9 protein-coding genes are annotated in these 12,402 nt (G+C 74.2%); 3 read left to right on the top strand and 6 right to left on the bottom strand.

Annotation, left to right across the window (positions count from 1 at the left end):
- Positions 1-72 precede the first annotated feature (72 nt).
- Positions 73-1,740, top strand: coding sequence for a peptide chain release factor 3 (locus tag rosag_RS10645; RefSeq protein ID WP_284350099.1), 1,668 nt, complete (start codon positions 73-75; stop codon positions 1,738-1,740).
- Positions 1,741-2,171: 431 nt separating this feature from the next.
- Here the strand turns inward: rosag_RS10645 and rosag_RS10640 are convergent, their stop codons facing one another.
- The gene (locus rosag_RS10640) at positions 2,172-3,002 is read right to left on the bottom strand and encodes a DUF3108 domain-containing protein (RefSeq protein WP_284350098.1); all 831 of its coding nucleotides are present in this window, start codon (positions 3,000-3,002) and stop codon (positions 2,172-2,174) included.
- Positions 3,003-3,424: 422 nt separating this feature from the next.
- On the opposite strand from rosag_RS10640, the gene rosag_RS10635 reads away from it, so the two are divergent.
- Entirely contained in the window at positions 3,425-5,023 is a 1,599-nt protein-coding gene (locus rosag_RS10635; protein WP_284350097.1) for an ABC1 kinase family protein, read from the top strand.
- A gap of 12 nt (positions 5,024-5,035) precedes the next feature.
- Here the strand turns inward: rosag_RS10635 and rosag_RS10630 are convergent, their stop codons facing one another.
- The 5 genes from rosag_RS10630 to rosag_RS10610 form a co-directional block, all read right to left on the bottom strand.
- On the bottom strand, positions 5,036-5,977 hold the full coding sequence (locus rosag_RS10630) for an Ig-like domain-containing protein (RefSeq protein WP_284350096.1): 942 nt from the start codon (positions 5,975-5,977) through the stop codon (positions 5,036-5,038).
- Positions 5,978-6,263: 286 nt separating this feature from the next.
- A complete protein-coding gene (locus tag rosag_RS10625) occupies positions 6,264-6,998 on the bottom strand; it encodes a peptidylprolyl isomerase (RefSeq protein WP_284350095.1) in 735 nt (244 codons plus the stop codon).
- A 127-nt stretch (positions 6,999-7,125) separates the two neighbouring features.
- Positions 7,126-7,917: a helix-turn-helix domain-containing protein gene (locus rosag_RS10620; protein ID WP_284350094.1), complete on the bottom strand. Its 792-nt coding sequence runs from the start codon at positions 7,915-7,917 to the stop codon at positions 7,126-7,128.
- A 182-nt stretch (positions 7,918-8,099) separates the two neighbouring features.
- Positions 8,100-9,023: a S1C family serine protease gene (locus rosag_RS10615; RefSeq protein WP_284350093.1), complete on the bottom strand. Its 924-nt coding sequence runs from the start codon at positions 9,021-9,023 to the stop codon at positions 8,100-8,102.
- A gap of 2 nt (positions 9,024-9,025) precedes the next feature.
- Entirely contained in the window at positions 9,026-9,949 is a 924-nt protein-coding gene (locus rosag_RS10610; RefSeq protein WP_284350092.1) for a S1C family serine protease, read from the bottom strand.
- 508 nt (positions 9,950-10,457) lie between these two features.
- Here rosag_RS10610 and rosag_RS10605 point away from each other — a divergent pair.
- On the top strand, positions 10,458-12,398 hold the full coding sequence (locus rosag_RS10605; RefSeq protein ID WP_284350090.1) for an ABC transporter ATP-binding protein: 1,941 nt from the start codon (positions 10,458-10,460) through the stop codon (positions 12,396-12,398).
- Positions 12,399-12,402: the final 4 nt, after the last annotated feature.

Raw genomic sequence — 12,402 nt, 5'->3', positions numbered from 1 at the left:
CGGGCGGGCCCGGCACGAGGCGCGGGCCCGCCCGCCGCGCGTCTGCTTCCTTCCAGTCCCCGCAGCGGTTCCATGAGCGCCCCCGTCGACCTGTCCGTCCATCTCTCCGACCCCGCCGCCACCGACGCGCTGCCCGCGCGCGTGGCGCTGGAGGCCGCGCGCCGGCGGACGTTCGCGATCATCTCGCACCCCGACGCGGGGAAGACGACCCTCACCGAGAAGCTGCTGCTCTACGGCGGCGCGATCCACCTCGCCGGCAGCGTGAAGGCGCGGCGCGCGGCGCGGCACGCGACCTCCGACTGGATGAAGCTGGAGCAGGAGCGCGGCATCTCGGTCACGAGCTCGGTGCTGCAGTTCGACTGGCAGGGCTACAAGGTCAACCTGCTCGACACGCCCGGCCACGCGGACTTCAGCGAGGACACGTACCGCACGCTCATCGCCGCCGACAGCGCGGTGATGCTGCTCGACAACCGCAAGGGCGTCGAGGAGCGCACGCGGCAGCTGTTCGAGGTCTGCCACAAGCGGCGCACGCCGATCTTCACGTTCGTCAACAAGTGCGACCGCGCCGGCGAGGATCCGCTCAAGCTCCTCGACGACGTCGAGAAGGACCTCGGCATCACGTGCGCGCCGGTGACGTGGCCGATCGTCGACGGCGACAAGTTCGTCGGCGTGTACGACCGCCTGACGCAGCACGTGCTGCTGTTCGAGCGCGGCGAGCACCACGGCTCGCAGCAGCTGGCGACGATCGAGGGCGGGCTCGATGCGCCGGAGATCGCGGAGCACTGCAGCCCGTACGCGCTCGACCGGCTGCGCGAGGACCTCGAGCTGCTCGACGTCGGGCTCGGCCAGTTCGATCCGGAGGCGTTCCGCGCGGGCCAGCTGTCGCCGACGTTCTTCGGCAGCGCGCTGACGAACTTCGGCGTCGAGCCGTTCCTGCGCGAGTTCGTGCAGCTGGCGCCGGGCCCGGGCCCGCGCGACACGACGAAGGGGCCGATCGCGCCCGAGACGACGGGCTTCGCGGGCTTCGTGTTCAAGATCCAGGCGAACATGGACCCGAAGCACCGCGACCGCATGGCGTTCGTGCGCGTGGTGAGCGGGCGCTACGCGGCCGGCATGGAGACGACGCTGACGCGCACGGGCAAGACGCTGCGCCTCTCCGCGCCGCAGAGCGTGATGGCGCGCGAGCGCCAGGCGATCGACGAGGCGTGGCCGGGCGACGTGGTGGGCATCGTCGACAAGGGGACGCTGCGCATCGGCGACACGCTGCTGGAGGTCGCGCCGAAGGACCCGCCGCAGTTCAGCGACATCCCGCGCTTCCCGCCCGAGCACTTCGTGCGCGTGCTGTCGGCGGACCCGATGCGCCGCAAGCAGCTCGACACGGGCCTCAAGCAGCTCTCGGAGGAGGGCGCGGCGCAGGTGTTCTTCGCCGAGGCGGACGCGAAGCTGGGCAGCGGCCCGTCGCCGATCGTGGGCGCGATCGGTCAGCTGCAGTTCGACGTGATGATGTTCCGCCTGGAGAGCGAGTACGGCGCGCCGGCCAAGCTCGAGTCGCTGGGCTACGGCAACCCGCGCTGGGTGACGGGCGACCGCAAGGAGATCGAGCGCGTCGGCTCCGTGCACGGCCGCATCCTGCTCTATGACATCAAGGGCAACCCGATGATCCTGTTCTCGGATCGGTGGGCGATGCGGAGCGCGCTCGACAAGGAAACCAAGGTGGAGTGGCACGAGTCCGCGCCGTGAAGAAGGCTGCGGACTGCGGGCTGCGGATTCACGGACGCTGATGCGCGCGAGCGTTGGGTGATGCGAGGGGCTTCGGCTCCCGGCGATCGCGGCCGCTGCGGAGCCTCACCGCTGCGCGTGAGTCTCCTTGCTGCGAACGAGGTCGCCTGCGCCCCTCGCATCACCCCACGCTCCACAGCTCCACGCGAAGCGGGCGCGCCACTTCGGAGCGCTGTCGCGCGGCGCGGGCTCGTGTGGGGAGACTCGCGCTGAACGGCTCGCGCGGGTGACCATCCGTGGGGCGCGGGACGCGGTGGGGTGTGCGCCGAGCGACCTGAAATCGGCGGTTGAGGAGACACGAGCGAAGCGTCGTGGCTCCGACCCGCCGATTTCCGAGCCGGCGCGCACCCCACCGCGTCCCAAGCCACGTGCGGAGCCAATCCCGCGCGGCCTTACGGCTTCGTCCCCTGCAGCGAACGGAGATGCAGCGACAGCGTCCCGAACTTCAGGTGCGACTCCATTTTCAGCAGCATCCGCCTGGAGTCGTCCGACAGCCAGATCTCGGTGCGCGCGCTCTCCGAGAGGAGGCCCTTGGTCTTGATCACGGGCTGGAGGACGATCGCGTCGAACTCGCCCGCGGGGACCTTCACGCGCTCGCGGCGCGCCACCGTCACGCGGACCGGGTTGCGGTCGGGACGGAAGTAGCGGTCGAAGGTGTACGTCTGCCCGACGACCAGCGGCACCGTGCGCACGAAGTACAGGAACGAGCCGTCGTCGAGCGGGTTCGCGACCGTGGGTGACTCCGGATCGTCGCCGCTCGCGAACACGCCGCGGTCGGGGAAGATCTCGAAGGCGCGTGCGCGGACGGTGCGCCCTTCCAGGTTGTCCTGCGTGTGCCGCAGGGAGCTGAAGCTGCGCGGCTCGACCCAGCTGTCCAGCTGGTAGCGGACCTTCCAGCCCAGCGCGCTGCCCGAGACGTGCATCGCGAGGTGCAGCGCCTGGCGGCCGCGCACGTCCTCGACGGCGACGACCTCCATGTGCCCGCGCCCGGCGCGGAACGGGCCGACCTTGGCGTCGTACTCCAGCCGCTCGCCGACCCCGAAGGGGAGCGCGGCCAGCACGTCCGCCATCGGCGCCGCGTCGCCGCGCACCGCCGTGGTCGCGACCGCCGCCGCGCGCATGGCGGGCTGCGCGCGCAGCGCGGCGGGCACGGGCACGCTCGCCAGCGCGCCCGCGAGGGCGGCGGCGATCAGGCGGCGGTGGAGGGACGGGAGCGGCGACATGGGCGACTGGAGTACGCGCGTGGGGCGCGTGCCGGATGGGGCGACCGTCGTGGGGCTGTATGGAGATGGTACGGGAACGCGCCCCGCGACGTGCCACCGGGGTCGAGCGTGCGCGTGACGCGGCGCACCCCGCATGGCACTACTCCGCCATGGTATGGCGGGTCATCGAGGCGCGTATGGGGAGGACGACCCAGGGCCTCGGAGCGTCGCACCGGACCCCTGTAGCTCTTGGGGAGGTTACGGATGCTCCGGATGATGCGGATGCTCCGGATCGTCCCGCGTGGCGGCAACGGACCGTGCACTCCGAGGAGCGATCCGTCGGATCCGACGCATCCGGAGCATCCGCGTCCTCCCCAATGCCAACGAGCCGAGCGCGATGGTCCGGGGGAGCGTACGTCACCCGACCGGTGTAGATCACAACCGTGCTCCGCACCCTCGCCGTCGCCGCCCGGCTCACGCCGCTCGTCGCCTCGTTCGTCCGCGACCACCGCCGCTGGCTCTGGTTCGGGGCGCCGGTGCGGCGCACGCGCGAGTTCCACGACGCGCGCGCGGCGCGCCTGGTGGCGACGGTGGCCGAGCTGGGGCCGGCGTTCGTGAAGATGGCGCAGATCGTCGGCTCGCGGGCCGACCTGATCCCCGAGCCCTACCTGAGCGCGCTCGGCACCCTGCACGACCAGGTGCCGCCCGTGTCCGCGGCGCAGGTGCGCGCGACGCTGGAGCGCGAGTACGGCGCGCCCGTCGAGTCGCTGTTCGAGGACTTCGCGTGGACGCCGCTCGCCGCCGCGTCGCTGGGGCAGGTGCACCGCGCGCGCTGGGAGGGGCGCGACGTCGTCGTGAAGGTGCTGCGCCCCGGCGTCGAGGCGCTGATGGTGGAGGACCTGCGCGCGGCCGAGTCGCTGTTCGAGTTCGCGGAGAAGCGGTGGGGGCAGGGCCCGGCGGCCGGCCACTTCCGCGGGCTGCGCAACGTGCTGCGCGAGTTCGGCACGCGCGTGTGGGAGGAGATGGACTTCCGCCGCGAGGCCGAGTACGCGCAGGCGATGGGCGCCAACTTCGCGGGGCGCGAGGGGGTGAAGATCCCGTACGTCGTCCCGTCGCTCGTGCGCCACCGCGCGCTGGTGCTGGAGTACGTGCCCGGCACGCGCATCGACCGGCTGCAGGACCGCGTGCGCGCGGGCACGCTCGACGCGCCGACGCTCGTGCGCCGTGTGATCGAGCTGTACATGCACATGATGCTGGTGGACGGGCTGTTCCACGCCGATCCGCATCCGGGCAACCTGCTCGTGCAGGACGACGGGACGATCGTCGTGCTCGACTTCGGGATGGTGGTGCGCGTGGACCGCACGCTGCGCCGGCGGCTGGCGCGCACTGCGTTCGCGGGCATCCAGCGCGACGTGGACGGATTGATCGACGGCTTCTACGCGCTGGGCGTGCTGGAGCCGCACGCCGACCGTGCGATGGCGCGCGCGCTGGTGGACACGCTGCTCGACATCGCGCACCTGGCCGACACGACGACGCTCGACCGCATGCAGCTCGTCGCCGACCGCGTGATGGCGACGCTCTACTCCTTCCCCGTGACGCTGCCGAGCGACCTGGTGTACTTCGCGCGCACGGCGGCGCTGATCGAGGGGCTGGGGACGCGCTACGACGCGCGCTTCAACGCGGTGACGTTCGCGGGGCCGATCGCGCTGCGCATGCGGGGCGCGATCATGGCGTCGCTGCGCGATCCCGTCACGGGCGACACGGGGCTGCCGCCGGTGGACTGGGCGCAGCTGCTGGGCGCCGCCGCGGGGCAGGCGGCCGCGACGGCCGTGCGCGTGGGGCGCGGGCTGTTCGCGTTCGTGCAGCAGGTGGTGTCGGAGATCGGCGCGGCGATCGGGGAGGCGGCCGAGAGCGCCGAGCGGGGAGCGTCGAGCGGCGAGCGGGTGGCGCTGCCGCCCGCGGCGACGCCCGTCCTTCCGCCCGCGGCGCCGCAGAAGGCGCTGCCGCCCGGCCCCGCGTCGCAGGACCTCGCGGCCGACTGACGAGCCGACCGGCTACTGGTTGCGCAGCGTGAGCGGGCGCTCGTAGCGGGCGAGCAGCGCGCCGTTCGGGGCCAGCACGCGGGCCACCAGGCCGCGGGCGCCGTCGGTCCAGCGCGGGACGCCGAGCGAGTCGCGCGCGGCCGTCGGGACGGTGAAGCGGAGCGCGCCGTCGGCGTCGAGGGCGCGCGTGGCCACCAGGTCGCCGCCGAGCGAGAGCTCGACGCGGGCGCCGGCGGGGAAGGCCGCGCGCAGCGTCTGCACCGCGACCTCGATCGTGCCGGCGACGGCGTCGGGGTCGAGGGCGCGCGGCGTCTCGCCGCCCGTGAACGCGGCCACCCGCAGCGCCGGCGCGCGGCGCGACGGGGAGACGTCGATCGCCAGCGTCCCCCGCAGGAACGGATCGGCGGCGGAGGTGGCGGTGATCGTGGCGTGGCCGAGGGCGCGCGTGCGCAGCACCCCGCCCGGCTCCACCGTGGCGACCATCGTGTCGCTGGAGGTCCAGCGGACGCCCGAGTCGGCGCCCGGGCGCAGGCCGAAGACGCGGGCATCGAGCGCGCCGACCTGGTCGGGCGCGAGGATCGTCGCGGGGCCGACGTCGCGGGCGCCGAGGCGGATGCGCACGCCGCGCACGGTGATGGGGACCGTGTAGATGATCCCCTCGTTCGGCTCCAGCGCGGTGACCGCGCCCTGGCCGGGGCCGAGTGCCCGGACGAGCCCGCCGGCGGTGACCGTGGCGACCGTGCCGCGCGACAGGAACTGGACGCCGCCCGCGGGCCGCAGGTCGAGCTGCGGGCTCAGGCGGGCGGTGTCGCCGGGCGCGAGGGTGAGCAGGCTCGGGAGAACCGCGAAGTCGGGCGCCCGCGGCACCAGGATCCCGTCGCCGCCGCACGCCGGCAGCGCGGCGAGCAACGGAAGGAGCAGGGCGGTGCGGAGCGAGCGGAGCGGACGGTTCACGGCGATCCGGGACGGCGACGGCTGAGCTGACGGAGACAGGGGTTTACACCGACCGACAAAGGCAGGTTCGGAGCCAGAAGGCCCACGGAACGGCGGAGGACGGAATGGCCACAACCGAGAAGCGGAGGACGGAACGGCGGAGGACGATGAGGCGGAGGACGAAACGGCGTGAGACGAGAAGGGCGGACCCGTCAGCTCGAAGCCTCAAGCGAAGGTCCGCCGCACCGTTTCACGCTCCATCGTCTTCCGCCGTTCCGTCCTCCGCCGTACCGTCCTCCGCCTCACTTCACCGCACCGTCCGGCGCACGGACTCGCTCACCACCCGCGCCGTCCGGATGTAGTCGAGCCGCGGGAAGTCGCGCTGCAGGTAGATGTTGCCCTGCGCGGCGAGCTTGTCCTGGTCGGGGCCCTTCCCGCGCGGCGGCCCCTCGCCGTAGCCGGAGTAGAGCGAGTCGACGACGCGCGCGAGCCCCTCGGTCACGCGGCCCACCGGCGCGAAGCCCAGCCGGTCGAGGCGGGCGTTGCCGGCCAGGTTCACGAACAGCTGCGTCGTGCGCGTGTTGGGGCCCGCGGTCGCGAAGCTCACCATCCCGCGCACGTTGCTCTGCCGCACCGGATCGTCGGGGAAGGTGCGCGCCTCCCACACCTTGTTGACGGCCGGGTTGCCGTGCGCGCCGAACTGCGCGACGAAGCGCGGCAGCACGCGGAAGAAGCGGGTGCTGTCGTAGAAGCCGCTCCGCACCAGGTAGTACGCGCGGTCGGCGCCGCGCGGCGCCCAGCTGCGGATGAACTGCACCGTGAACGCGCCCTGCGTCGTCTCGAAGCGCACCGCGAAGGTGTCGGGCGCGGTCGCGAGGACGGGGTCGGGCTGCAGCAGCGGGTCGCGCTTCGCGGCCGCCGGGCGGCGCGCCGCCCCGCCGCAGGCGGCGGCGAAGGCCGTCGCGAGCACGGTGGCGGCGAGGGCGAGCAGCGCGGCGGCGCGGCGCGGCGGGCGGGCGGGTGCGGTGAGGCGGGGCGTCATGCGAATGGGTCGGAGCCGGTCGGAGCCGGGCGACCAATCTATCGCGGCAGGCCGACCGACCGTCACGGGCGCACGCGCCCCGCGTGACGACCATCACCGGCCGAGCACGCCGGGGCGGCGCTCCGCGTCAGAGCAGGAGCAGCCCCAGCCGCGCGGCCGTCACCACCGCCTCGGCGCGCGTGCCGGTGCCCAGCTTCTCGAAGATGGCGGCGACGTGCGCCTTCACGGTGTGCTCGCTGATCCCCAGCCGCGGCCCGATGACCTTGTTCGGCAGCCCCTCCGCCAGCAGCGCCAGGACCTCGCGCTCGCGGGCGCTGAGGGCGGGCGCGCGCGCGGGGGCGCCGTCGGGCGTGGCCACGCGGGCGGCGCCGGCGACGCGCACGCGGGCGTCGCCCGCCTCGGGGGGCGCGGCGAGCAGCGCGTGCGCCGCGTCGGCGGGGAGGGTGGTCAGCCCCGCGGCGGCCGACTCGGTGACGAGCGCCAGCGTCGCCGCGCCGACGTCGGCGGGGAGGACGGCGCGCGCGCCGGCCCGCAGCGCCGCGAGCGCGGACGGCCCGGGGTCGCCCCGGTCCACCAGCAGCACGACGGCCGGCGCCGCGGCCCCCTCGCGCTCGGGCGCGCCGGACGGGAGGAACTCCGCCCCGTCCCCATCGTCGCCGGCGGGCGGCGCGGCCGGCACGACCCCGGCGCGCCGGAGCAGCGATGCGACCGGCTCGCGCATGCCGGCGTCGAGCACCCAGAGCACGACGTCGGCGTCCCACTCCGCCACCCGGTCGAACGCCGCCTCCACGCCCTCCGACTCGGCCCCCACGGCGCCGGCGCCGACGACCACGAGCCCGGGCCGCTCTCCGAGGAGCGACTCGAGCCCGGCGCGGACGACGGGAGAACCGGCGAGGATCACGACTCTGACGGTGGGCACTGATCGCTGAGGCGGAGGACGGAACGGCGGAAGACGATGGGGCGGAGGACGGAAAGGCGCGATACGATAGAGCGGACCTCTCGGCTCGACGCTTCAAGCGTGAAGGTTTCGCCTCACCGTCTCACGCCTCATCGTCCTCCGCCTCATCGTTCTCCGCATCATCGTCTTCCGCCGTAAAGACTTCACGCTGCCAGGTTCGAGTATTGGGTGAAGTCCGCCATCGCGCGCGTCGAGCGCCGGCCGGCCCGCCCCATCTCAAGGGTGAGCGGCGCGTCCGGCCGGGCCGACGACAGGGCGTCGAGCAGGTCGCCCGGCTCGTGCAGCGGGCGGCCGTCGAGGGCGAAGAGCACGTCGCCCGGGAGGAGGCCCGCGCGGTCGCCGGGAAGACCGGGCGCGACCTCGAGGACCAGCAGGGCCGAGTCGGGGGCGACGCCCCGAGGACGGACGGTGACGGTGCGGACCGTGAGCCCGAGCCGGGGGCGGGGGGCAAGGGCGGCGACGAGGCGGCGCGCGCGGTCGACGGGTACCGCGTACCCCAGCCCGCCTGCGATGAGCGTGTTGATCCCGACGACCCGACCGCCGGCGTCGGCCAGCGGGCCGCCCGAGTTGCCCGGCGCGAGCCGGATGTCGGCACAGAGGAGCGGCTCGGGCGTTCCTGCGCGCGAGTGGCGCAGGAGTGGCGCGCGGGTGCCGTGCAGCACGCCGATCGCGAGCGCGTTCGAGATCCCCAGCGGATGCCCGAAGGCGAGCACCATCGCACCGGGGCGGAGGGTGGCGCGGTCGCCCAGCGGTGCCGGCACGAGCGGCGTCGCGCCCGGGTCCACCCGGAGGGCGGCCAGGTCGTGGGCCGGATCGCGGGCGACGGTGTGGCCGGCCAGCCGCCGGCCGTCGGGGAGGTCGACGAGCGCGCGGGCGCCGCGGGCGACGTGGGCGTTGGTGAGCAGCAGGCCGTCGGCCGACCAGACGACGGCGGCGCCCTGGCCGGCGGGGCGACCGCGCTGGCCGTCGCCCGTCAGGACGATGGCGGTGCTCTGGCGGAGGCGTGTCGCGACGGCGTCCAGCGCGTCGTCGATGCCCGGGGCGTGGAAGCGGGACGCGTCGGCCATGGTCAGCGCCGGCCCGGGTGCTCGTCGACCGTGATCATGACGATGCGGCGCTCGCCGGCACGCAGCACCTGGGCCGGCACGGTCGTCCCGACCGACTCGGGGCCGAGGGCGGACAGGACGTCGGTGACGTCCTCGGTGGGGGCGTCGGCGAGGGTGAGGAGGATGTCGCCCAGCATCAGCCCCGCGCGGTCGACGGGCGAGCCCGGCTCGATGGCGACCAGCATGAGTGCCTGCGTCTGCTCGCGGCCGGCCTCCGCCAGCTCGCGCCGGACGGCGTCCGGGAGGCGCACCGCCTGCGCGCCGATCCCGAGCCAGCCGCGGCGGGTGCGGCCGCCGGCGAGGAGGTGGTCGACCACGCGGTCCACCGTCGCGACGGGGATCGTGAGCGCCCCCGAGCGGGCGAGGGCCGAGGTGTTCACGCCGGCCACGCGTCCGCCGCCGTCGACCAGCGGGCCGCCGGAGAAGCCGTCGTAGACCGCGACGTCGAGGCGGACGAACTGGTCGATCTGGCCGCCCTGCCAGGTCCGCCAAGCGGGCCCGACGGCCGAGACGGCGCCGAGTGCTGCCGTGACTTCCGTGCCGGGCCGGCCGACGGCGAGCACCAGCTGCCCGACGCGCAGCGGCTCCTGGGCGAGGATGGCGGGCGTCGATTCGCCCGCCGGCTCCCCCTCCAGGCGGAGGATGCACAGGTCGGTGGACGGATCGCGCCCGGCGACCGCGCCGCGCGCGCGGGTCCCGTCGGGGAGGGTGACGGCGACGTCGTCGTCCTTGTGGACGGTGTGGTGCGTCGCGACGACGATCCCGGGGCGCCAGAGGATGCCGCTGGCCGGGATGCGGCGGCGGGCGTGGACCGCGACGACGCTGCGCGCGGCGGCGGCCGTGGCGTCGGCGAGGTCGGTCGAGAGCTGCTCGAGCAGGGTCGGCATGGCAGGGGAGGCTGCGGACTGCGGGCTGCGGACTGCGGATCGACCGCTCCCGACTGGGTGCACGGTGCCGCCGCGCGGGGGCCGCAGCCATCGGTCGAACGGGGGAGGCGGGGGAGGGGCGTTCGGGTAGGGCGCTGCGTGCTGCATGCTGCGTGTCCGGCCGCTCGGGACGCGTCGGTCCTCCGGACCCCCACTGTGCCTATTGGGGAGGACGCGGATGCTCCGGATGCGCCGGATCCTTCGGATCGCTCCTCGGAGTGCACGGAGCGTCGCCGCCACGCGGGACGATCCGGAGCATCCGAGTCATCCGAAGCATCCGTATCCTCCCCAACGGCAAAGGTGGTCCGGCGCGCCGACGCGTCCCGGGTTCGAGACCCGCTGTCCGCAGCCCGCAGCCCTTCACCCGAACGGACGACGGCAGGTCCCCGCCTTCGGCGCTACCTTGGGGACAGGTCGCGGCGCCGCCCGGCGTCGCGCGGCGACGGAGCGCAGCTGCCAGCGAGGGCACGTGATCGGACGGTCGGTCGGGAAGGTGGGACCGCGCGCGCGGCGCGCCGCGCAGGCGCGGGCGGCGCGCAACGGCGCGGGGCCGGACAAGGCCGCGGGCGGCGCCACGCCGGCGAAGAAGAAGGTCGACACCAAGGCCGCGTGGCGCGACGCGAGAGCGCTCATGTGGCAGCACCGGCGCGCCCTCGCCATCGGCTTCAGCCTCATGCTCGTGAGCCGCGTGGCGGGCCTCGTGCTCCCGCTCAGCTCCAAGGGGCTGATCGACGAGGTGATCGGCAAGTCGCGCCACGACCTCCTCTGGCCGATCGCCCTCGGCGCCACGCTGGCGACGCTCGTGCAGGCCGCGACCGGCTTCGCGCTGTCGCAGGTCATCAGCGTCGCCGCGCAGCGCGCGATCAGCGACATGCGCCGCCGCGTGCTGAACCGCATCTCGCGGCTCCCCGTGCGCTACTTCGACGAGCACCAGACCGGCGTGCTCATCTCGCGCGTGATGAACGACGCCGAGGGGATCCGCAACCTCGTCGGCACCGGCATCGTGCAGCTCGTCGGCGGCATCGTCACCGCGGTCCTCGCGCTCGGCGTGCTGCTCTGGCTCAACTGGGTGATGACGCTCGTCATCGTCGTCATCCTCGCGGGCTTCGGCGGCGGGATGGCGATGGCGTTCGGGCGGCTGCGCCCGATCTTCCGCGAGCGCGGCAAGATCCAGGCAGAGGTCACGGGGCGCCTCAACGAGACGCTGGGCGGGATCCGCGTCGTGAAGGCGTACGGCACCGAGCGCCGCGAGCAGGTGACGTTCGCCAAGGGCGTGCACCGCCTCTTCCGCAACATCGCGAGCTCGATCACCGGCGTGTCGGCCACGACGTCGGCGAGCACGGTCGTCATCGGCCTCGTCGGCCTGCTCATCCTCGGCGTCGGCGGCCCGGCGGTCATCGAGGGCACGATGACGCTCGGCGACCTGATCACGTTCGTCTTCTTCGTCGGCCTGCTGGCGGCGCCCGTGGTGGGCATCGCGTCGATCGGCACGCAGATCAGCGAGGCGATCGCGGGGCTCGACCGCATCCGCGAGATCCTCATCCTGCCGACGGAGATCGACGAGGACGTGCGCCGCGCGCCGCTGGACGTGCTGCGCGGCGACGTCGCGTTCGAGGACGTCTGGTTCGAGTACCGCGAGGGGCAGCCGGTGCTGAAGGACGTCAACTTCACGGCGCCCGCCGGCTCGACGACGGCGCTCGTGGGCTCCAGCGGCAGCGGCAAGAGCACGCTCGTGTCGCTGGTGATGGCGTTCAACCGCCCGACGCGCGGCCGCGTGCTGATCGACGGCCGCGACCTCGACGCCGTGCGCCTCACGGACTACCGCGCGCGCCTCGGCGTGGTGCTGCAGGACAACTTCCTGTTCGACGGCACGGTGGCCGAGAACATCGCCTTCTCGCGGCCGAGCGCGACGCGGGAGGAGGTAGAGGCGGTGGCGCGGCTGGCGAACTGCGACGAGTTCGTGAAGGGCTTCCCGCAGGCGTACGACACGGTGGTCGGCGAGCGCGGCGTGAAGCTCTCGGGCGGCCAGCGGCAGCGCATCGCGATCGCGCGCGCGCTGCTCGCCGATCCGGGGATCCTGATCCTCGACGAGGCCACGTCGTCGCTCGACTCGGAGAGCGAGGCGCTGATCCAGGAGGCGCTGGCGCGGCTGCGCGGCGGGCGCACGACGTTCGTGATCGCGCACCGCCTGTCGACGATCCGCAGCGCGGACCAGATCCTGGTGCTGGAGAACGGCGAGATCGTGGAGCGCGGCTCGCACGACGAGCTGATGGCGCTCGGTGGCCGCTATCGCACGCTGCACGACAAGCAGTACGCGTGGGAGAGCAACCGGTTCACGAACCCGGGCGAGGACTTCACGACGCCGGCCTCGAAGACGCCCGCGAAGAAGCCGGCGCCGGCGGGGCGGTAGACCG

Source organism: Roseisolibacter agri, from assembly GCF_030159095.1.
In the GTDB taxonomy this organism is placed as follows: Bacteria; Gemmatimonadota; Gemmatimonadetes; order Gemmatimonadales; family Gemmatimonadaceae; genus Roseisolibacter; species Roseisolibacter agri.
This window is presented reverse-complemented; position numbering and strand designations above follow the sequence as displayed.

Coding starts and splice junctions, on each gene's coding strand:
- rosag_RS10645 (WP_284350099.1), top strand. CDS start 73: ATGAGCGCCCCCGTCGACCTGTCCGTCCATCTCTCCGACCCCGCCGCC.
- rosag_RS10640 (WP_284350098.1), bottom strand. CDS start 3,002: ATGTCGCCGCTCCCGTCCCTCCACCGCCGCCTGATCGCCGCCGCCCTC.
- rosag_RS10625 (WP_284350095.1), bottom strand. CDS start 6,998: ATGACGCCCCGCCTCACCGCACCCGCCCGCCCGCCGCGCCGCGCCGCC.
- rosag_RS10615 (WP_284350093.1), bottom strand. CDS start 9,023: ATGGCCGACGCGTCCCGCTTCCACGCCCCGGGCATCGACGACGCGCTG.
- rosag_RS10610 (WP_284350092.1), bottom strand. CDS start 9,949: ATGCCGACCCTGCTCGAGCAGCTCTCGACCGACCTCGCCGACGCCACG.